A 22,699-nucleotide genomic window follows, 5' to 3' on the forward strand; every position below is an offset into this window, starting at 1 on the left:
CGAATAACTAAGAATCAATCAGATAAGGATATGTCTCATTACGAAGCACCTATACGAAAGCCTCTAGTTACCGGCAGCAAAAGCTATCACGATGTGACTGTGGATGTAGCTGCGCCGGTTGAAGGAAGGGCTAATAAATCATGGTGGATAGTCTTTGGTATCTCCCTTGTTGCCTTTCTATGGGGTGTAGGATGTATAGTTTATACCATTTCCACGGGTATCGGTACCTGGGGACTTAACAAGACAGTAGGCTGGGCCTGGGATATCACCAACTTCGTTTGGTGGGTAGGTATTGGTCACGCGGGTACTCTTATTTCAGCGGTACTATTACTGTTCCGTCAAAAATGGAGAATGGCGATTAACCGTTCTGCCGAGGCGATGACAATCTTCTCGGTAATGCAGGCGGGGCTGTTCCCTTTAATTCACATGGGGCGTCCATGGTTAGCATATTGGGTATTGCCAATTCCAAACCAGTTCGGATCTCTTTGGGTGAACTTTAATTCACCGCTTTTATGGGACGTTTTCGCGATCTCTACGTATCTATCTGTTTCACTTGTATTCTGGTGGACAGGCTTGTTACCTGATTTTGCAATGATCCGTGACAGAGCTATCACACCTTTTACTAAAAGGGTTTACAGTATACTTTCTTTTGGATGGAGTGGACGTGCCAAAGACTGGCAGCGTTTTGAAGAAGTGTCTCTGGTACTTGCCGGTTTGGCAACTCCTCTGGTACTTTCAGTACACACCATCGTATCGTTTGACTTCGCGACTTCGGTAATTCCGGGATGGCACACCACCATTTTCCCTCCTTACTTCGTTGCGGGGGCAATCTTCTCTGGATTTGCAATGGTAAACACCCTGCTTATCATTATGAGAAAGGTTTCTAACCTTGAAGATTATATCACTATCCAGCATATCGAACTGATGAACATTGTAATCATGATCACCGGTTCTATTGTTGGTACTGCTTATATTACCGAGCTTGTTATCGCATGGTATTCCGGGGTTGAATACGAACAGTATGCATTCCTTAACAGGGCTACAGGTCCTTACTGGTGGGCATACTGGAGTATGATGACCTGTAACGTGTTCTCTCCACAGTTCATGTGGTTCAAGAAACTTCGTACAAGTATCATGTTCTCTTTCTTTATCTCGATCGTTGTAAATATCGGGATGTGGTTCGAACGTTTCGTAATTATCGTGACCTCGCTTCACCGTGATTACCTTCCGTCTTCATGGACCATGTTCTCACCAACTTTTGTGGATATAGGTATCTTCATTGGAACAATAGGATTCTTCTTTGTATTATTCCTGCTTTATGCCCGTTCATTCCCTGTGATTGCTCAGGCCGAGGTAAAGACAATACTTAAGGCCTCAGGAGAGAAGTATAAGAAACTTAGAGAAAAGCATGGTGATGATGTAGTGTATCATGAGCATGAGACATATGGCAAAAATCCTGCTAGAAATGTAGATGAAGGTATTCATACAAAGATTGACGATCTTGGAGATGACAATGCAGATGGGAAAGGTGACGATCATGAACAAACTGTAAATGTGGATGGGGTTGTGATCTCTGAAGTCACTAAAGATCGTATCGATGAAATGCTTGCGAGAATTGGAACTTATGATCCAAAGACACAGGAGGCAGATGATCTTACTAAACTTAAGAATGTAGGGCCGTTGCTTCAGCAGCATCTGCACCAGGTTGGAATTTATCTTTACGATCAGGTTAGTAAACTAACAGAAGAGGATTTTGAATTGCTTGATGAAGTGATCGAGAACTTCCCTATCCAGGAGAACAGGGAAGGATGGGTTGCCCAGGCAAACAAACTAAAAAATAAATAATCAGGATGGCATCTAAAGTTTTACACGCTATTTACCGAGATGACGATTTGCTTATACAGGCAGTGAAGCAGATTCGTGAAGCACGCTATCATATTGGTGAGATCTATTGCCCGTTCCCGGTTCACGGACTGGATAAAGCAATGGGACTTGCTCCAACAAGAATTGCCATCACATCCTTTCTTTACGGATTGGTTGGATTAGCCGTATCGATTGCTATGATGAATTTTATTATGATTGATGACTGGCCCCAGGATATTGGTGGTAAGCCAAGTTTCAGTTTCTTCCAGAACATGCCGGCTTTCGTTCCGATTATGTTTGAATTGACTGTATTCTTTGCGGCTCACCTAATGGTAATTACTTTCTATATGAGAAGTAAGCTATGGCCTTTCAAAAAAGCTGAAAACCCTGATGTAAGGACTACAGATGATGTATTCCTTATGGAAGTGGATGCAACGAATCATGATGTAGATGACCTTACCAAGTTTTTATACGATACAGGTGCATCTGAAATTAAATTAATAGATAATAAATAGTGATAATGAGAAGTTTGTTCCATAAAGCTATAGCATTGTTTCTTCTGGGATTCGCAGTGGTGTCCTGCCAGGACACGAACGATCCTAACTATCAGTATATGCCAGATATGTATGAGCCTGTAAGTTATGAGACTTATGGTGAGTACAGGGTGTTCGAGAACGGACAGGAGGCTAAACTTCCGGTAGAAGGAACAGTTCCCAGAGGCTGGATGCCATATGAATATCAGAATAATGTTCAAAGCTCAGTCGATGCAAAGGCTAACCTGAAGAACCCTCTGCCATATACCGAGGATAACCTGAACGAAGGGAAACAGCTTTACACTGTTTATTGTGCGGTTTGTCACGGCGATAAAGGTGCCGGAAAGGGAATACTTGTAGAACGTGAAAAGATTCTTGGGGTTCCTTCATACGATGATGCCGGGCGTGCAATCACAGAAGGTAGTACCTATCATGTGATGTATTACGGTCTTAATAATATGGGATCGTACGCGGCCCAGACTACTATCGAGGAGCGTTGGCAGATAACTCATTACGTGATGAGCCTGAAGGATGAATTGGAAGGAAAGCCTGCCAGGGAATTCGAGGATGCAGAGTCGGCACCATCTAATAAGTCAAGGTTATTGCCTTCCAGGGCAGATGCCGATATCTATCAGGAAAACGCTAACGGCCAGGAAGAGGAAGCTCCTGAGACCCAGAACCAAACCGAAACACAAGAATAAAGATTAGATCTATAGATATGTATACGCTATCCAGTAAATTAAAATTAACAGCAATCATTTTTATGATTGTTGGCGCAATAGGTCTCATTTATGGATTCATCGCTGCACCGGAGAATGTAGAGGAAGTTAAGGAAATGATGGCTTCCGGGCATCATGGAGATGAACATGGAGCAGTAGAGTCTTCAGAAATCAATGTTGAACAATTGCCGGGTGAAGGTATTGCTGAAGAGCATGTTCAGGAAGAAACTCATGCTGCTGGCGATGCATCGCATGCTGAAGAAGCCGGGCATGATGATGAACATTATGAACATGTTCTGCATCAGTTGCAGAACAAACCATGGTCTGCTTTATATGTAGCCGCTTTCTTTTTCTTTATGATCTCTCTAGGTGTACTCGCCTTTTATGCGATTCAGTATGCTGCACAGGCAGGATGGTCACCGGTACTTTTCCGTGTAATGGAAGCTATCACAGCCTATCTTTTACCAGGAGGAATCATAGTTTTTGTTATCCTGATGCTTTCAGGTTTCCACATCAACCATCTTTTTATATGGATGGATCCTGAAGTAGTGGCACATGACGAGATCATACAGGCTAAAACATCTTATCTTAACGTTCCTTTCTTCCTTATAAGAGCAGCTATTTACCTTGGTGGATGGATACTTTTCAGACACCTGCTCAGAAAGAATTCACTTAAGATGGATGAGGCGACAGACAATACATACTTTAAAAAGAACTTTAAACTGGCAGCAGGATTCCTTGTTTTCTTTATAGTTACAGAATCTATGATGTCATGGGACTGGATCATGAGTCTTGATCCACACTGGTTTAGTACCCTGTTTGGATGGTTTGTATTTGCCAGTCTTTTTGTATCTGGAATTACTACCATTGCCATTATTAGTATATATCTAAAATCCAGGGGATATCTTGAATTTGTAAATGACAGTCATATTCATGACCTTGCAAAGTTCATGTTCGGGATCAGTATTTTCTGGACGTACCTTTGGTTCTCACAGTTCATGCTTATCTGGTACTCCAATATTCCTGAAGAGGTTGTATACTTCATCACAAGAATGGAGGATTATCCTGTACTTTTCTGGGGCATGCTTGTGACCAACTTTATTTTCCCTGTTCTTTTACTGATGAACAGCGATTATAAGCGTGTGAACTGGTTTGTAATCATGACTGGAATTGTGATACTTTGCGGGCACTATTTGAATGTTTTCGTTCTTGTAATGCCGGCTACAGTTGGAGAGTCCTGGTTCATAGGAATACCTGAAATTAGCGCGGTATTGTTATTTGCGGGCCTTTTCCTTTTCGTGGTTTTCAACTCACTTACAAAGGCACCTCTGTTGGTAAAAGGAAATCCGTTTATCAAGGAGAGTAAGCATTACCATTATTAAAAAGATTGATTGTTTAAAGAAGAACTTATAAAATGACCGTATTTTTAGTAATAATAGTACTAGCACTTCTGGCCGTTACGGGCTGGCAGATCTCTAAGATCTTTGATTTATCAAAGAGACCTGATGCTGATACCTCACAAATAGCGAACGATAAGGATAACCGTTTGAATGGTATTCTTATGCTTGCCTTTGTTATATTCCTGTATGTAATCACTATTTACTGTTTTTGGGAATATGGAAGATTCTACCTTCCGGAAGCGGCATCTGAGCATGGAAGCGAATATGATACCCTGATGTTTGTATCTATAGCGATCATTATGGTCGTACAGGTGATCACACAGGGACTGCTTCATTTCTTCGCTTACAAATACAAAGGAGAAAAAACTAAAAAGGCATTGTTCTATGCCGATAATGATAAACTGGAGTTCATTTGGACCATCATTCCTGTAATCACCCTTGCCGGACTGATTATCTACGGACTTTTCACCTGGAGTGATATTATGAATGTGAATACCGAAGAAGATCCTATGATCGTGGAGGTTTACGCGTACCAGTTTGCATGGAGAGCGAGATATGCAGGTGAAGATAATACACTTGGTAAAGCCAATGTTCGTTTTATCGAAGGTGTGAATCAGCTTGGGGTTGATGAATCCGATTCTTACGGAAAGGATGACAAGATCGTTACCGAGCTTCATTTACCGGTTAATAAACCTGTTTTATTCAAATTCCGTTCGCAGGATGTACTGCATTCAGCTTATTTCCCCTTCTTCAGGGCTCAGATGAATGTTGTTCCCGGAATGATCACTCAGTTTGGGTTCACTCCAACCATCACTTCAGAAGAAATGAGACAGAGTGAATATATGGTGGAGAAAGTAAAGAGCGTGAACGAAGAGAGAAATGAAAGAAACGAAGTTTTACAGGCTCAGGGAGAACCAACCCTTGATCCTTATGAGTTCGAATATTTCCTTCTATGTAATAAGATCTGCGGACAGGCTCACTACAATATGCAGATGAAGATCGTTGTGGAGTCTGAAGAAGATTTCAACGCATGGCTTGAAGAGCAGCCTACCTTTGGAAGTGTAATGGCAGACCAGAGTCAGGATGCCGATCGTCCCGAAGATAGCAGTGGAAGCGAAGATCCGGCTTCAGAAGAAGATGCGGAAGGTGAGGATAATACCAACAACCAGTCACAGGAGAGTGATGCAGTGGCTGTAGTAGAAAACAATAACTAAGATTAAGATAAAGAATTAGAGTATGTCAGCAATTGCAAATGCACCGGCACACGATCATCACGATGATCACGGACATCATCATAAAGAGACTTTTATAACGAAGTATATTTTTAGTCAGGACCATAAGATGATTGCCAAGCAATATCTTATCACCGGGCTTATAATGGGGATCATTGGTATCGCAATGTCGATCCTGTTTCGTATCCAGCTTGCCTGGCCTGAACAGTCTTTCTGGATCTTTGAAGCCCTTCTAGGGAAATGGGCTCCGGATGGAGTAATGACGCCAAGTATCTACCTGGCACTGGTTACCATTCACGGTACCATCATGGTATTCTTTGTACTTACTGCCGGGCTAAGTGGTACTTTTAGTAACCTGCTTATTCCATTGCAGATCGGTGCACGGGATATGGCCTCCGGATTCCTGAACATGGTTTCTTACTGGCTGTTCTTCCTTTCCAGTGTTATAATGATTAGCTCACTTTTTGTAGAGGCAGGACCCGCATCGGCCGGATGGACAATCTATCCGCCTTTGAGTGCATTGCCACAGGCAATTGGAGGATCTGGTATGGGTATGACCTTATGGCTGGTATCAATGGCTATCTTTATCGCTTCGTCTTTGCTTGGATCGCTTAACTATATTGTTACTGTAATAAACCTTAGAACAGAAGGAATGTCTATGACCAGGCTTCCTCTTACTATCTGGGCATTTTTTGTAACTGCTATTATCGGGGTTGTTTCTTTCCCTGTACTACTTTCTGCGGCCTTACTTCTTATAATGGACCGTAGTTTTGGAACTTCTTTCTTCCTTAGTGATATCTTTATCCAGGGAGAAGTCTTAAGTCATCAGGGAGGTTCGCCTGTATTGTTCGAGCACCTTTTCTGGTTCCTTGGTCACCCTGAAGTATATATCGTGATTTTACCCGCATTGGGTATTACTTCAGAGATCATTGCAACGAATTCGCGTAAACCTATCTTCGGTTACCGTGCGATGGTTGCTTCGATACTTGCGATCGCTTTCCTTTCTACTATTGTATGGGGACACCATATGTTTGTATCTGGTATGAACCCGTTCCTTGGATCGGTATTTACATTTACAACATTATTGATCGCGATACCATCGGCTGTAAAAGCATTTAACTATATCACTACATTATGGAAGGGTAATCTCCAGATGAACCCAGCCATGTTATTTTCAATAGGACTCGTTTCTACCTTTATCACAGGAGGTCTAACGGGTATCATTCTTGGAGATTCTACTCTTGATATTAACGTGCATGATACTTACTTCGTGGTTGCTCACTTCCACCTTGTAATGGGTATCTCAGCATTGTACGGTTTATTCGCTGGAGTTTATCATTGGTTCCCAAAGATGTTTGGAAGGATGTTGAATAAGAATCTGGGGTATGTTCATTTCTGGGTTACCGCAGTAGGCGCCTATGGGATATTCTTTCCAATGCACTTTATCGGGATAGCAGGACTTCCAAGACGTTATTATACAAACACCGAATTCCCATATTTTGATGATTATGCAGATGTGAACGTAATTATCACTGTTGCAGCTATAATTACTGCAGCAGTTCAGCTGGTATTCCTTTATAATTTCTTCGCTTCTATCTTCTACGGTAAGAAAGCGGTTCAGAACCCATGGAGGTCTAATACTCTTGAATGGACTACTCCGGTGGAGCATATTCACGGAAACTGGCCTGGAGCGATTCCATCGGTTTATCGTTGGGCATACGATTACTCCAAGACCAATGAGGATGGAGAATATGTGATAAAAGGTCAGGACTTTGTTCCTCAAACAGTCCCTTTGCAGGATAAAGAGGAAGAGCTTAATCATTAAGCAAGACCTGAAATAACAAATATCGAAGAAGCCTTTTCCACACTGGAAGAGGCTTTTTTAATTATCTTTGATGCGTTCGGTTCAGACTTCAGATTGAATCGATTTTTAGTATATTGACCTGGATAATTTAATTGGCAGATGAACGAAAACCTTGATCCTACTGGAGATAATTTTTCATCAGAAGAATTTGACATTGAGAGAGCTTTACGGCCCCTTAGCTTTGATGATTTTGCGGGACAGGAGCAGGTGCTGGAAAATCTTGAGGTTTTCGTCCAAGCAGCTAATCTAAGGGGGGATGCACTGGACCATACTCTTTTTCATGGCCCGCCCGGCCTGGGTAAAACAACTTTGGCTCATATTCTTGCTAACGAGTTAAATGTGGGAATCAAGGTGACCTCAGGTCCTGTGTTGGATAAACCTGGAGACCTTGCTGGCCTGCTTACAAATCTTGAGGAAAGAGATATACTTTTTATCGATGAGATCCATCGGCTTAGTCCTATAGTTGAAGAATACCTTTATTCGGCAATGGAGGATTACCGGATAGATATCATGATCGAAACCGGTCCCAACGCCCGTACGGTTCAGATTAACCTCAATCCGTTTACACTAATTGGTGCTACTACCAGATCCGGACTTCTTACTTCTCCTATGAGAGCGAGATTCGGCATTTCCAGCCGACTTCAATATTACACTACAGAGCTGCTTTCCGGTATCGTTGAACGAAGTGCTGATATCCTGAAAGTTCCAATTACCAATGAAGCAGCTATTGAAATTGCCGGAAGGAGTAGGGGAACTCCAAGGATCGCCAACGCTTTGTTAAGAAGGGTAAGGGATTTTGCACAGATCAAAGGCAATGGTAAAATAGATATTGAAATAGCCAGATTCGGATTGAAAGCATTGAATGTTGATGCTCATGGCCTGGATGAAATGGATAATAAGATCCTCGAGACCATTATCGATAAATTCAAGGGTGGACCTGTTGGAATAACAACCCTGGCTACTGCGGTTAGTGAAAGTGCCGAAACCATAGAAGAAGTCTACGAACCATTTCTTATTCAGCAGGGCTTCATTTACCGTACTCCACGCGGAAGGGAAGTGACCGAACATGCATACAGGCATCTTGGGCGTATAAAGGGGAATAGCCAGGGCGGACTTTTTGATCAATAATCCTAATTTATGAGCGACTCTAAAAACATCCCGGAAGTTTCACTAATTCGGTTTTTGAGGCATTCTACTAATATTGTTAAGAATCCGCTGCCTTTTCATCATAGGAACTTTGAAACCAAAGGTGATACCTTCAGGTTGAATATAGGATTTGCCAATTCGGTTATCTTTTCCAGAGATGCGGGTTTACTGGAATATGTTCTTCAGAAGAATCAGCGCAACTATACAAAAACCGAAATACAAACAAAGGATCTATCGAAATATGTCGGGCACGGATTGCTCACTTCGGAAGGAGAACACTGGAAGAAGCAGCGTAAACTCATTCAACCTGCATTTCATAAGAAGCAATTACAAAATCTTCTTGGAAGTATTCGAACAGCCATTCTTGCTGAATTTGAGAAGATTGAGGCAGGAAAGGCCATCGATATTTTTCCCATTTTCAATGACCTGGCATTCCAGGTTGTTGTTAAGTCGCTTTTCAGTTCGGCAGCTAGTCAGGAAGACATCAACAGGTTACAGTATATAACTGAAGCAGCCCAGAAAATGCTGGTGAGGGAACTCAGGCAGCCCTACTTGAGATGGTGGTTCAGGGCCAGCGGGAAGATCGATAAATACCTGGAACTTACTGCCGAATCTAGACGAATTTTAAAAGGGATCGTGAATGAACGAAAAGCAAGCTCAAAAAGATATGGCGATCTTCTGGATATGCTGCTGGAGGCTAAATATGACGATGGTAGTTTTATGGATGACGAGCAGCTTATAGACGAGATCCTGATCCTGTTCGTAGCCGGCCATGAAACAACATCAAATGCACTGAGTTTTATAAGTCAGTTGCTTGCCCATCATCCGGAATGGCAACAACGAATTCTGGGAGAATGTAATTCGAATAAGGCTAAAGAATTGATGGAGATAGTAACTTCTTCGCCAATCGCACAACAAGTAATTGAAGAAGGGATGCGGCTATATCCGCCGGCCTATTTTATTGATCGGGTAAACCTGGAGCAGGATGAATTCCAGGGAATGCAATTCGAGCCAGGCTCAAACCTCCTTTTTTCGGTCTATGAGATTCATCGTCACCCAGAGCTTTGGGACGCTCCTGATGAATTTAAACCAGAACGATTTAAAGATGGCGGCAGGCAGTATTCTTCACAATACTTCCCATTTGGAGCGGGCCCGCGTAAATGTATAGGGAATAATTTTGCGATGTTCGAAATGATCATAGCGGTGCAGGAGCTAATTCTTCGTTATAAGATCCTGCCGGTATCTTCAGAAATAGAGCTTAAACCACTAATTACCTTAAAACCAAACAATGCAGTGCTGAGGTTTCAGGAAAGGGAGTAGAGAATTTATCTTGCCTGGGAAATTGAGTGCTTTCCTATATTTATCTTTTAATCGATTATTACATTCTGTGCGTAGTGCTGGTATCACGTTCACATAAAATTCCGCCCTTATCGATATTCCCTGATTGTATCCATCGCCTAGCTGGTATTCTAACTGTAAACCTTTTATTATAAAAACAATATTAACTTCTTTTATAGTTAGAAGATAACGCATGAACCTCTTGCTCCGCTTAATCCAGATAAAAAATATTAGATTTGAGCCGTGGATAATAAACGGCACTATACAGACTTAATAAAAAGCGAAGCCAAACGCCTTGGATTTCTTTCCTGTGGCATTTCCAAAGCTGAATTCCTTGAAGAAGAAGCTCCCCGACTCGAAAAATGGCTTGAGCAAAACAGGCATGGCGAAATGCGCTACATGGAAAATTATTTCGATAAGCGCCTGGACCCTACCAAACTGGTGCCCGGATCTAAAAGCGTTATCTCTCTTTTGTTCAATTATTATCCTCACGAATTTCAGAATAAGGATTCCTATAAGATCAGTAAATATGCTTACGGGAGGGATTATCATTTTGTGGTCAAGGATAAGTTGAAGCAGCTACTTTCTGGCCTTCAGGAAGAAATTGGAGAATTTCATGGTCGTGCTTTTGTAGATTCAGCCCCGGTTCTGGATAAGGCCTGGGCAGCTAAAAGCGGACTTGGCTGGATAGGAAAAAATTCGAATTTGCTTACAAAGCAAACCGGGAGTTTTTATTTCATTGCCGAACTTATAGTGGATCTCGAGCTGGAATATGACACTCCGGTAACGGATCATTGCGGAAGCTGTACCGCCTGTATCGATGCCTGTCCAACCAACGCAATCTATGAGCCTTATAAGGTAGATGGCAGCAAATGCATTTCTTATTTTACAATCGAACTAAAGGATGAATTGCCGGATTCCTATAAAAACAGTTTTGATGACTGGATGTTTGGATGTGATGTGTGTCAGGACGTGTGTCCATGGAACCGTTTTTCCAAACCGCATAATGAGCCACTTTTTAATCCACATCCATCCCTGCTTGAATATGAAAAGTCAGATTGGGAAGAGATCACCCGTGAAACTTTCAATGAGATCTTTAGGAAATCTGCTGTTAAAAGGACTAAATATGAAGGGCTTAAGAGGAATATTGCTTTCCTGAAACACTGATTTTCATAGTTTTTCCAAAAGCGGTGTAATAAACGGTCTTTTCTGTCACTAACCAGATAAAAGAAGATTTGAGTAAAGATTTCTATAAACAGTTCATTTTGCCCTATGCCGGTATCATTATTAAAATATGTAGAGCATACACCGATACAGAAGAAGACTTTCAGGATTATTACCAGGAGATCTGTCTGCAATTATGGAGAAGTAGAAAAAACTTCAAAGGGGATTCTAAGTGGTCTACCTGGGTATATCGAATTTCTTTGAATGTCTGTTTATCCTTGCTAAGGAAGGATAAAAAAATAAATAAAAATAAGGTTGAGTTGGTTGATGTCGTATCAACCGGGCAGCAGCAAGAAAGTGTCTTTAGTAATGAATCCATGAAATTACTATATCTGGCGATCAAACAACTTTCAGCAACAGACAGGGCTATTATACTATTATATCTGGAAGAAAAATCTTATCAGGAAATTGCCCATATAATGGGCTTATCATCAAATAATATAGGCGTTAGAATTGCTCGAATTAAGAAAAAACTAAAAAAATTACTCGATGGAAAGATCTATTGAAAACATATGGAAAGAGGACTTTGATTCAGAAAAAAGCTTTAAAGTACCCGTAGTGAGAAATTTATATGATCGCAAGTCTAAAATGCTTATTGAAAGGATTAGATCCACTTCAAAGAAAGATAATATTAGCCTGATTCCGATAGCGGTAGTTTTTGCCGTAGGATTTATTCTTATGGGGCAATTTATCTTAGGTATCTATTTTGGAATGATATTCATGTTACTATTCTTTCTGAACAGAAGAAAGCTTAGGCAACTCGATGAGTTACGGGTTACTTCAAACACTTATAAATATATAGTTGGATACTATTCTCAATTAAAGAATATGCAGCGATATTATACATGGTTACTGGGGATTGGTTTACCAATATTAATCCTGCCAGCATGCTGGATGTATTTTAAGGATACTCCTATATGGATAAGTTTTCTCGAATTTGAGGTTAGTGTTCAATTACTTATCCTGGTACTGGCGGCTATAAGTCTGTCTGGTCTTGGAATACTGAGCTATAGGTTGAGCACCCATATTTTGTATTCTAGTCTATTTACCCGTCTAAAGGGAATAATAAGTGATATGGAAGATTTGGCTGGGAACAGCAGAAGTTGAAACTTCAAATTGGGAAAAATTAGGTTTGAAACTATTTCCTAATTATTTACCTGAAAAAGCTAAAGCTTACTACCTTTGTTTGTCAGCCAAATAATTGAATTATGAGTAATACTTCCAGAAAGCGAAGAGAGGCTTTGGTTTATCATGCTAAACCGAAACCAGGAAAAATTCAGATAGTACCCACCAAAAAATATGCAACTCAACGAGATCTTTCTCTGGCCTATTCACCGGGCGTGGCAGAACCATGTCTGGAAATAGAGAAGGATAAGGAGAATGCTTATAAGTATACTACCAAGGGCAATCTGGTAGCAGTTATATCAAATGGAACAGCAGTTCTTGGTCTCGGCGATATAGGCCCTGAAGCGTCCAAGCCGGTGATGGAAGGAAAAGGTCTTCTCTTCAAGATATTTGCCGATATCGATGTTTTCGATATTGAAGTTGATACCAAAGATGTAGACAAGTTTATAGAAACAGTTAAAAACATTGCTCCCACTTTTGGAGGGATTAACCTGGAAGATATCAAGGCCCCTGAAGCTTTTGAGATCGAACAACGCTTAAAGGCTGAACTGGATATCCCTGTTATGCACGATGACCAGCACGGGACGGCTATTATTTCTGCAGCCGCCCTTCTGAATGCCTTGGAACTTGCAAAAAAGAAGATCGAAAAGGTGAAGATCGTTGTGAGTGGTGCCGGTGCCGCGGCTGTTTCCTGTACCAAGCTGTATAAGGCATTTGGAGCTAAGGCTGAAAATATCGTCATGCTGGATAGTAAAGGCGTTATTAGAAAGGACCGGGATAATCTTTCAGAAGAAAAGGCCGAATTCGCCACGGCAAGAAAGATCGATACACTGGAGGAGGCAATGAAAAATGCCGATGTTTTTGTAGGTCTTTCCATAGCGAATATCGTATCTCCCGAAATGCTGAAGACTATGGCTAAGAAACCTATAGTCTTTGCAATGGCGAATCCAAATCCGGAAATCGATTATGAACTGGCCATGGAGACCAGGAAGGATATTATCATGGCTACAGGTCGGAGTGATCATCCAAACCAGGTGAACAATGTACTCGGTTTTCCGTTCATTTTCCGCGGAGCGCTGGATGTACGCGCTACCAAGATCAATGAAGAAATGAAGATGGCAGCGGTAAAAGCTCTGGCCGAGCTTGCCAAGGAAGCGGTTCCTGAACAGGTGAATATCGCATACGGGGAAACCAAACTTAATTTCGGTCCGGACTATATTATTCCGAAGCCCTTTGATCCGCGGCTTATTGCCAAGGTTCCTCCGGCTGTAGCCAAAGCGGCTATGGAAAGCGGGGTGGCCAGGCAGAATATTCAGGACTGGGAGAAATATGAAGAGGAACTTCTGGAGCGCATGGGTAACGATAACAAGATCACCCGTCTGCTTATTAACCGCGCCAAGACTAATCCAAAACGAGTGGTCTTTGCAGAAGCTGACCATCTTGATGTGCTTAAAGCGGCACAGATAGTAAGAGATGAAGGAATTGGTATTCCTATACTTCTTGGTAGAAGGGAAGTGATAAAAGAATTGATGGCCGAGATTGATTTTGAGGAGGATGATGTGGCTATTATCGATTCAAAATCTGATGAAGAGGAAGAACACAGAAGGATTTATGCTCAAAAGTACTGGGAAACACGCCATAGAAACGGAGTTACCAAATATGATGCTCAGAAATTAATGCGTGAACGCAACTACTTTGCGGCTATGATGGTAAACACAGGGGATGCCGACGCGCTTCTTTCCGGTTATTCCAGGGCTTATCCAACCGTTGTAAAGCCTATGCTGGAACTCATTGGTATGGCCAAAGGGGTTACCCGGGTAGCTGCTACCAATGTGATGAATACCTCTCGCGGCCCATTATTCATTAGTGATACTTCAATAAATATAGATCCGCCTGCCAAGGATCTTGCCAAGATTGCGCAGATGACCGCCAGGGTGGTACAGTTGTTCGGGATGGATCCGGTCATCGCCATGATATCGTATGCCAATTTTGGTTCTTCAAAAGACCCCAAGGCTAAGAAAGTAAAAGAAGCCGTATCCTATCTGCACAGGTTTCATCCGGAACTGAAAGTAGATGGTGAACTGCAAACAGATTTTGCTTTGAACCGTGAGATGCTTCAGAGCAAGTTTCCTTTCTCGAAACTCGCTGGAAAAAAGGTGAACACGCTAATTTATCCAGATCTGGATTCGGCAAACAGCACCTATAAACTTATAAAGGAGCTCAATGATGTAGATTCCATAGGGCCTATAATGATGGGAATGAATAAACCCGTGCATATTTTACAACTTGGTGCCAGTGTGGAGGAAATGGTGAATATGGCTGCGGTAGCAGTTGTGGATGCTCAGGAAAAGGAAAAAAGGATTAAAAAATAAGCTGCCGCCCTACCAATTGTAGGGCGGTGGATTTCCGCCTTGGTTTTATTTTACTACTTTTGGGTTAGAACACAAGTTTTTCCATGATTCATCATTTAAAGGGGCAATTAGTTGAAAAAAATCCAACGTATGTTGTTATAGACTGCAATGGAGTTGGATACCTGGTTAATATTTCACTACACACCTATTCTTTAATTCCGGATTCTGAAGCGCTAAGTTTATATACTTATCTGCAGGTAAAGGAAGATTCTCATACTCTGTATGGTTTTGTTGAAAAGTCTGAAAGAGAGATATTCAAATTACTCATTTCAGTTTCCGGAGTGGGTACGAGCACAGCCCGTACCATGCTTTCGTCCCTTCATCCAAAGGAAGTTGCTGAAGCTATTGCCACCGGTGATGTGCCTACCATTCAGAGCGTGAAGGGAATTGGTGCAAAGACGGCCCAAAGGGTGATTTTAGATCTGAAAGACAAGGTTCTAAAAGTCCTTGGCGATGACGAAGTTTTCGTCTCCCAAAACAATACTAACAATGAAGAAGCGTTATCAGCTTTAGAGATCTTAGGTTATAACCGGCGCCAGGCAGGTAAGGTTGTGGATAAGATCCTCAAAGAAGATCCCGAATCTACCGTAGAATCTATTATAAAACTGGCTCTTAAAAAGCTGTAAGTAAATTGAGGAACAACTACCTTAAATTGTCTGTACCGGTACGCCTTGCTTTCCTGATATTACTGGTATTTTCGCTGGATTCTGTGGCTCAGGAAACGCCGCAGGATACCACGGCGACCGGTTATGCCCTGGGAGATATAAGTCTTCCCGATCCCGAGAGCATTCAGGCTAAATATGAATATGACCCTATTCTAGACCGTTACTTCTATAAGGAAAGCCTTGGAGATATAAATCTGGGCCTGCCACTGGTTCTTACTCCCCAGGAATTTGAAGACCTGGTGCTGGCGGAGGAAATGCGTAATTATTTCAAACTCAAGAATGACGCTCTTACAGGCAGGAAAGAAGGTTCGGAAGACATTCAGCGAGATCTGCTCCCAGATTTCTATGTAAACAATAATTTCTTCGAGACCATTTTTGGCGGCACCGAAATTAATATAGTACCCCAGGGTTCTGTAGAAATGGATCTTGGATTGCTGTTCACCAAACAGGATAATCCGGCATTTTCACCAAGAAATAGAAGGAACCTTTCCTTTGATTTTGACCAGCGTATAAGTCTGAGTCTGCTTGGACAAATTGGAGAACGCCTGCAGGTGACCGCAAATTATGATACCGAGTCTACCTTCGATTTTCAAAATCAGTTAAAACTGGAATATACTCCCAATGAAGATGACATTGTTCAGAAGATCGAGGTAGGTAATGTGAACATGCCTCTCAATAATGCGCTTATTCAGGGTGCCCAGAGCCTTTTTGGCTTCAAGACTGAACTTCAGTTTGGTAAGACCCGAATTACCGGAGTTTTTTCTGAACAGAAATCAGAAAGAAGAACGGTGAATGTGGAAGGTGGAGCCACGGTAGAGGAATTTGAAAAATTCGCCCTGGATTATGATCAGGATAGGCACTTTTTTCTTTCGCATTACTTTCGTGATAATTATGATGAGGCATTAAGGAATTATCCTTTTATAAATTCCAATATCCAGATTAAGAGGATCCAGGTGTGGATCACTAACCGTACTAATAATATTCAGAATCTTACCGATACCAGGAATATTGTCGCGATCCAGGATCTTGGAGAAACAAATGTTCCGGGAAACATAGGGCTGGATAACCCTCCGGGAGGATTTTTCAATCAGCCGGCAGGAGCTTTTCCCGATAACCGTAACAATGATTTTAATCCTTTTGGCATTACCGGCCCAGAGGAATCGATACTAACACCGGCCATTCGCGATATTGCGACCGTTGAAAGCGGCTTTGGAGGAGTAACTGTTTCCGAAGGGACAGATTACGCGAAACTCGAAAATGCCAGGCAACTTAAGCCGAATGAATATACCGTAAATACCCAGTTAGGATATATTTCGCTTAACCAGAGACTAAGTAATGATGAGGTTCTTGCGGTAGCGTTTCAGTATACGATCAATGGAGAAGTATACCAGGTGGGTGAATTCGCGAATGATGGAGTGAATTCAACTACCAGTAATCCCGATCAGGCGCCAGATACGGGTTCTAACCCCAGGGCCAATCAGAACCTGGTGGTGAAGTTGCTTAAGAGTACCATTACCAATGTAAGTGAGCCTATCTGGGACCTGATGATGAAAAATATCTACAGCCTTGGTGCCTATCAGCTGGAGCGTGAAGATTTCAGGATGAATATCCTGTATACCGATCCGCAGCCACTTAACTATATAAAACCTGCTGAAGGGACCACGCTGCCCGCAGATGTATTGGAAACGCCGCTTCTGAGAGTTTTCAGGCTTGACCAGCTAAATACCAATAACGATCCTATAAATGGCGGAGACGGGTTCTTTGATTATGTGCCGCAGATCACTATTGATCCCCAGAACGGAAATATCATCTTTACCACCGTTGAACCTTTCGGAAGGCACCTTTTTGATAAACTTGACGAAACACCAAATACGGGCACTGAAGATTATACGATTCCCGAAACCTGGAATGAGAATCAGCAGAAATATGTGTTCCGGGCGATGTATCGTACTACTAAAACTCAGGCAGAGCAGGAAGAGGCAGATAAGAACAAATTCCAGTTAAAAGGTCGTTATAAATCGGCCGAAGTGGAGGGAATTCCTATCGGATTCAATTTACCACCGGGTTCGGTCACAGTGACTGCCGGAGGAAGGATACTACAGGAAGGCGTAGATTACGTAGTGAACTATGAATTGGGAAGGGTGCAGATCCTGGATGAGGCCCTTCTGGCTTCTGATATTCCCATTCAGGTAAATACAGAGAACAATGCCCTGTTCGGTCAGCAGACCAAGCGCTTCACAGGTATTAATGTAGAACACCAGTTCAATGAGAACTTTCTTATTGGTGGTACTTTTATCAATCTTAAGGAGCGCCCGCTAACACAAAAGGCGAACTACAGTTACGAGCCTATAAACAATACAATCCTGGGGCTTAATCTGAATTATAGTACTGAAGTTCCTTTTCTAACTAGACTGGTGAATAAATTGCCAAATATAGATACCGATGTAAAATCCAATGTATCGGTAAGGGGTGAATTCGCTTACCTCATTCCCGGGGCACCTGGCACGAACGACTTTGATGGGAAGGCGACAACCTATATAGATGATTTTGAGGGGTCGCAAACTTCGATAGATATCAACAATCCGCTGAGCTGGGAACTTTCCAGTGTGCCTATTGGCTTTGGCGGCGAGCTTCCTAACGGCGATCTTAATGTTGGGTATAAGAGGGCAAAAATGGCCTGGTATACAATTGACCCGATCTTTTATAGCAACAGGCGACCTGACGGGATCAGTGATTCGGATATTTCAACCTATGCAGCAAGGCGTGTTGCCCTTAATGAGATCTTCCCGAATACCGATGTGGTACAGGGGCAGCCGCAGGTTGTATATACCATGGACGTAGCATACAACCCGGAGGAGCGAGGGCCGTTCAATTATAACCCGGCGGCGGCAGGAACCAATACTCTGCCAAACCCTAAGGACAACTTTGGAGGTATCATGCGCTCGATCAATACCACGAATTTTGAGCAATCCAACGTGGAATACATCCAGTTCTGGGTGATGGACCCCTATATCTATCCTGAGAATTCCGGTAGCCAGGGAGGAACTATCAATTTTAACCTGGGTAATATTTCGGAGGATGTCCTGAAAGATGGGCGTAAGCAATATGAAAACGGACTTCCTGAAGGGGAAGGAGAGGCAAATATCATTAGTACTTCTTTTGGTGATGTGCCTGCCGATCAGTCCCTGATTTATGCGTTTGATACTGAAGGTGATGCAAGAACACGCCAGGATGCGGGGTATGACGGTATTCTTGATGCTGAAGAAGCGGCAAGATTCAGTGATTTTGCCGGTCTGCCAGATCCGTCTGCCGATAACTATGAGTATTTCCTGAATACCGAAGGAAATATACTTCAACGATACAGAAATTATAACGGTACCCAGGGCAACTCCCCAACACAGGTGACCGATACCAACAGGGGGAATACCACCCTGCCGACTACCGAAGATATTAACCGGGATAACACCATGAATACTATCAATAGTTATTTTGAGTATGAGGTGCCTTTCTTTCCCGGGATGAACATCGATAATAACCAATATATAACCGATGTTAAAGAAATAACCACAACGCTCAGAAACGGGCAGCAACTTCCTGTGAGATGGATTCAGTTCAAGGTTCCTATTTTTGAACCAACCGAGGCTATTGGTGGAATTGCCGATTTCAGGTCTATACGTTTTATCAGGATGTATCTTTCCGATTTTCAGGATCCGACCTTGTTGAGGTTTGGAACCATGGATCTTGTGAGGGGGGATTACAGGCGATATACCCAAAGTCTGTTTGAGGATGAGGGCAGGCCGCAGAACCCTAACACACTTTTTGAGGTGAACGCGGTTAATATTGAAGAGAACGAGAACCGACAACCCATTCCATATGTGTTGCCTCCGGGAGTAGTGCGGGAAGAGCTTTACGAGAATAATACCAATATCAGGCAGAATGAGCAGTCCCTTTCCTTGAGAACCTGTGGTCTTGAGCCTCAGGATGCAAGAGCTGTTTATAAGAATTTCCAGATAGATATGCGTCAGTATGAAAACCTGGAGATGTTCCTGCATGCTGAATCGCTGGTGAACCGTCAACCGCTTAAGGACGGTCAGTTAGTGGCATTCATCAGGATGGGAACCGATTTTAGTGATAATTTCTACCAGATCGAGATCCCGTTATCTCCAAGCTTATTTGGATCTTCCACACCAGAAGAAATCTGGCCTGAGGTGAACCGCCTTAATCTGCAACTGGACCTTCTGCAGCAGATCAAAACGGCTGTTTTAGGAGACCCTTCATTAATATCCACAGAGCTGAACTTCTTTACTGAAGAGCTTGCACAGATAGATGCTGAAGCTCCCTATGATATGGGCCAGTTAAGGCTTGGGGTAAAAGGAAATCCGAGTTTTGGAAATATCAGGCTTTTAATGCTGGGTGTGAAAAACGGTACCCGGGTAGATGGAGTAACCGACCTTTGCGGGGAGGTATGGTTCAACGAACTAAGACTTTCCGATCTTAAGAATGAAGGTGGCTGGGCCGGAGTTGTAAGCATGGATAGTAACCTTGCCGATTTTGCTAATATTTCGGCTACTGGTAGAAGAAGTACCGTTGGCTTTGGAAGTATAGAACAGGGGCCAAACCAGAGAAGCCGGGAAGACCTTCAGCAATATGATGTGGTCACCAACGTGAATATGGGACAGCTGCTTCCGCAGAAATGGGGGGTGAAGATCCCGGTGAATTATAGCAGGGGTGAAGAACTTATAACTCCTAAATACGATCAGGAGTTCTTGGATGTTGAACTTGATACAAGACTGGAAAATATAGTTGATACCGATGAAAGGGATGCGGTTAAGAAACAATCTCAGTCATACACAAAGCGGGAAAGTGTGAATGTAATAGGATTACGAAAGGAGCGGGTTGGAGATAAGAAACCAATGCCTTACGATATAGAGAACTTTGCTTTTTCTACTTCCTATAACCAGATCAATCATCGCGATTTTGAAGTGGAGGAAAGTCTGGACCAGAGTATTCGGGTGGGGGGAACCTACGAGTTCAATTTCCCGGAAAAATCGGTGGAACCTCTTAAGAAGATCACTGTTCTGGATAGCAGTGATTATTTCGCACTGTTGAGGGATTTCAATTTCAATTATCTGCCTTCCAATATAAATGCAAGTTCCAATATCTTCAGGCAGTATAATCAGCAAAAGTTCAGGTCGCTTGAATTAAGTGATAATGATATTGGGATACCAACGCTTTACCAGAGAAATTATTTATTCGACTGGCAGTATGGGATCAATTATAATCTCACCAGATCCTTAAGTTTTGCTTTCAATGCCAGTAATAACAGGATCATTAGAAATTATATAGATGAAGAGGGGTTTGCCGATAACAGTATTGGTCTTTGGAGCGACTTCTTCAATATAGGCGAGCCTAATCAGCATTATCAGACCCTGCAGGTGAATTATCAGGTTCCTTTCGAGAAGATTCCTGTAGTGCGTTTCATTAAGGCGACATATTCCTATACCGGAGATTTCCAGTGGCAAAGAGGTTCACAGATTTTTGACCAGTTGGAAGGGATCCCGGATCTGGGTAACAGTGTTCAGAATTCCAATACCCACCAGATCAACGCTAATCTTAACATGCAGGACCTCTATAATTATGTGGGGCTGGTTGAGAAAAAGTCGGAGAATACAGGTAAGAGTATACGAGAAAGAAGTCGTGGGGTTCCAACTCTTGGTCCACCATCTGAAGAGGATAACCAGGAGGATGAAAGTGAGCCCCGACAAAAAGCAAATAAAGGCTATAATACTTTTGTAAATATTGTTACCGGAGTCAAGAGTTTACAGGTCAATTATCGTAACAGCCGTGGAATATACCTTCCGGGTTATACCCAGAGTGTAGGCTTTATGGGCACTTTCAGGCCTAGCGCCGCCTTTACTTTTGGGTTTCAGGATGAGATAAGATTTATGGCTGCCGAAAGAGGCTGGCTTACCCTTTATCAGAACTTTAACCAGCAATATAGTTCTGTAGAGAACGAACAGCTGGATGCCCAGGCTACACTGGATTTTCTGCCAGATCTAACCATAGAGCTTATCGGTAGAAAGAACTATGCTGAAAATTATTCTGAAAATTATAAGGTGGATCCTGTGACGCTGGAATATCAGCCTCTCACACCTTACACTTATGGGAATTTCAATATTTCCACCATACTCATAAAAACAGCTTTCAACCAGTCAACCGAAACCAGTTCAGAGACCTTCCAGACCTTCAGGGAGAACAGGCTGGAGATCGCCAGAAGGTTAGCTGCAGAAAGAGGCCTTGATCCTAATGATGTTGGTGAAGATGGTTATCCAAGAGGGATCGGTAGATCGAATCAGGCGGTCCTGCTTCCGGCATTTATTTCGGCTTATTCCGGGAAAGATGCGGGTAGTGTGAAATTAGGTCCTTTCAGGGACACACCGTTGCCAAACTGGAATGTAAAATATACCGGCCTGATGAGGTTGGCCTGGTTCAGGGATAAATTCAGAAGGTTCTCGATAAATCATGGTTACAGATCAGATTATACACTCAACCAGTTCCAGACCAACCTGGATTATGATCCTGAAAATCCCGAAGAACTGAACCAGGCAGGTGATTTTAAGAATCCCATTCTTTATTCGAATGTGGTACTTACCGAACTCTTTACCCCATTGGCGCGTATAGATTTTGAAACCAAAGGGAATATTCAGGTGCTTGCCCAGCTGGAAAAAGACCGATCACTGGCTTTTAGCTTTGATAATAATCTCTTAACTGAGTATAGCGGGAACGAATATACTGTGGGGCTAGGTTACAGGCTGAAAGATCTTAAGATCGCAACCAGTCTTGGTGGCAGGAACCGAATCCTGAGCAGCGACCTTAATTTTAAGGCTGATGTTTCCTACCGGAAGAACCGTACAATAGTTCGTTATCTGGATCTTCAGAATAACCAGACCATCTCGGGTCAGGATATCTGGGCCATAAATTTTACGGCAGATTACGGTCTGACACGAAACCTTACCGCGAGATTCTATTATGATCATAGTTTTTCAGAATATGCGGTTTCCACGGCATTTCCTCAAACCACTATCAGGTCGGGAATCACTTTGATATATAATTTCGGAAATTAACGGGGGCTTATTTGAACAATTCCGCTAAAAAACTAACTTTGCGGTCTTATAATAC

Annotated in this window: 14 protein-coding genes; all 14 read left to right on the forward strand. The window is 42.5% G+C overall.

Annotated elements, in window-relative coordinates:
- Positions 1-30 precede the first annotated feature (30 nt).
- The 14 genes from nrfD (at position 31) to sprA (ending at position 22,644) form a co-directional block, all read left to right on the forward strand.
- Positions 31-1,845: an NrfD/PsrC family molybdoenzyme membrane anchor subunit gene (gene nrfD / locus EZJ28_RS01725; protein ID WP_131394220.1), complete on the forward strand. Its 1,815-nt coding sequence runs from the start codon at positions 31-33 to the stop codon at positions 1,843-1,845.
- 5 nt (positions 1,846-1,850) lie between these two features.
- A complete protein-coding gene (locus EZJ28_RS01730) occupies positions 1,851-2,378 on the forward strand; it encodes a DUF3341 domain-containing protein (protein WP_131394222.1) in 528 nt (175 codons plus the stop codon).
- 5 nt (positions 2,379-2,383) lie between these two features.
- On the forward strand, positions 2,384-3,097 hold the full coding sequence (locus tag EZJ28_RS01735) for a c-type cytochrome (RefSeq protein ID WP_131394224.1): 714 nt from the start codon (positions 2,384-2,386) through the stop codon (positions 3,095-3,097).
- 17 nt (positions 3,098-3,114) lie between these two features.
- Positions 3,115-4,497: a quinol:cytochrome C oxidoreductase gene (locus tag EZJ28_RS01740; RefSeq protein WP_131394226.1), complete on the forward strand. Its 1,383-nt coding sequence runs from the start codon at positions 3,115-3,117 to the stop codon at positions 4,495-4,497.
- A 32-nt stretch (positions 4,498-4,529) separates the two neighbouring features.
- On the forward strand, positions 4,530-5,729 hold the full coding sequence (locus EZJ28_RS01745; protein WP_131394228.1) for a cytochrome c oxidase subunit II: 1,200 nt from the start codon (positions 4,530-4,532) through the stop codon (positions 5,727-5,729).
- A gap of 22 nt (positions 5,730-5,751) precedes the next feature.
- Complete coding sequence (locus EZJ28_RS01750) at positions 5,752-7,572, forward strand: cbb3-type cytochrome c oxidase subunit I (RefSeq protein WP_131394230.1); 1,821 nt, start codon at positions 5,752-5,754, stop codon at positions 7,570-7,572.
- Between the two features lie 138 nt (positions 7,573-7,710).
- On the forward strand, positions 7,711-8,739 hold the full coding sequence (gene ruvB / locus EZJ28_RS01755) for a Holliday junction branch migration DNA helicase RuvB (RefSeq protein ID WP_131394232.1): 1,029 nt from the start codon (positions 7,711-7,713) through the stop codon (positions 8,737-8,739).
- 9 nt (positions 8,740-8,748) lie between these two features.
- Entirely contained in the window at positions 8,749-10,077 is a 1,329-nt protein-coding gene (locus tag EZJ28_RS01760) for a cytochrome P450 (RefSeq protein ID WP_131394234.1), read from the forward strand.
- A gap of 261 nt (positions 10,078-10,338) precedes the next feature.
- Entirely contained in the window at positions 10,339-11,262 is a 924-nt protein-coding gene (gene queG, locus EZJ28_RS01765) for a tRNA epoxyqueuosine(34) reductase QueG (protein WP_131394236.1), read from the forward strand.
- Between the two features lie 68 nt (positions 11,263-11,330).
- Positions 11,331-11,825 (forward strand): RNA polymerase sigma factor, encoded by a 495-nt coding sequence (locus EZJ28_RS01770; protein ID WP_131394238.1) that lies wholly within the window; start codon positions 11,331-11,333, stop codon positions 11,823-11,825.
- Positions 11,809-12,426: a hypothetical protein gene (locus EZJ28_RS01775; RefSeq protein WP_131394240.1), complete on the forward strand. Its 618-nt coding sequence runs from the start codon at positions 11,809-11,811 to the stop codon at positions 12,424-12,426. The genes EZJ28_RS01770 and EZJ28_RS01775 overlap by 17 nt, the downstream gene beginning before the upstream one ends.
- 101 nt (positions 12,427-12,527) lie before the next feature.
- Complete coding sequence (locus EZJ28_RS01780; protein WP_131394242.1) at positions 12,528-14,816, forward strand: NADP-dependent malic enzyme; 2,289 nt, start codon at positions 12,528-12,530, stop codon at positions 14,814-14,816.
- Positions 14,817-14,899: 83 nt separating this feature from the next.
- A complete protein-coding gene (gene ruvA / locus EZJ28_RS01785) occupies positions 14,900-15,481 on the forward strand; it encodes a Holliday junction branch migration protein RuvA (protein WP_131394244.1) in 582 nt (193 codons plus the stop codon).
- Between the two features lie 5 nt (positions 15,482-15,486).
- The gene (gene sprA, locus EZJ28_RS01790; protein WP_131394246.1) at positions 15,487-22,644 is read left to right on the forward strand and encodes a cell surface protein SprA; all 7,158 of its coding nucleotides are present in this window, start codon (positions 15,487-15,489) and stop codon (positions 22,642-22,644) included.
- Positions 22,645-22,699 lie beyond the last annotated feature (55 nt).

Source organism: Gramella sp. KN1008, from assembly GCF_004332155.1.
GTDB lineage: Bacteria > Bacteroidota > Bacteroidia > Flavobacteriales > Flavobacteriaceae > Christiangramia.

What these genes read in the sequence shown, in the direction of transcription:
- ruvB (WP_131394232.1), top strand. Translation starts at nt 7,711, where the DNA reads ATGAACGAAAACCTTGATCCTACTGGAGATAATTTTTCATCAGAAGAA.
- EZJ28_RS01735 (WP_131394224.1), top strand. Translation starts at nt 2,384, where the DNA reads ATGAGAAGTTTGTTCCATAAAGCTATAGCATTGTTTCTTCTGGGATTC.
- EZJ28_RS01740 (WP_131394226.1), top strand. Translation starts at nt 3,115, where the DNA reads ATGTATACGCTATCCAGTAAATTAAAATTAACAGCAATCATTTTTATG.
- nrfD (WP_131394220.1), top strand. Translation starts at nt 31, where the DNA reads ATGTCTCATTACGAAGCACCTATACGAAAGCCTCTAGTTACCGGCAGC.
- EZJ28_RS01775 (WP_131394240.1), top strand. Translation starts at nt 11,809, where the DNA reads ATGGAAAGATCTATTGAAAACATATGGAAAGAGGACTTTGATTCAGAA.
- EZJ28_RS01760 (WP_131394234.1), top strand. Translation starts at nt 8,749, where the DNA reads ATGAGCGACTCTAAAAACATCCCGGAAGTTTCACTAATTCGGTTTTTG.
- EZJ28_RS01780 (WP_131394242.1), top strand. Translation starts at nt 12,528, where the DNA reads ATGAGTAATACTTCCAGAAAGCGAAGAGAGGCTTTGGTTTATCATGCT.
- EZJ28_RS01750 (WP_131394230.1), top strand. Translation starts at nt 5,752, where the DNA reads ATGTCAGCAATTGCAAATGCACCGGCACACGATCATCACGATGATCAC.
- ruvA (WP_131394244.1), top strand. Translation starts at nt 14,900, where the DNA reads ATGATTCATCATTTAAAGGGGCAATTAGTTGAAAAAAATCCAACGTAT.
- EZJ28_RS01745 (WP_131394228.1), top strand. Translation starts at nt 4,530, where the DNA reads ATGACCGTATTTTTAGTAATAATAGTACTAGCACTTCTGGCCGTTACG.
- EZJ28_RS01730 (WP_131394222.1), top strand. Translation starts at nt 1,851, where the DNA reads ATGGCATCTAAAGTTTTACACGCTATTTACCGAGATGACGATTTGCTT.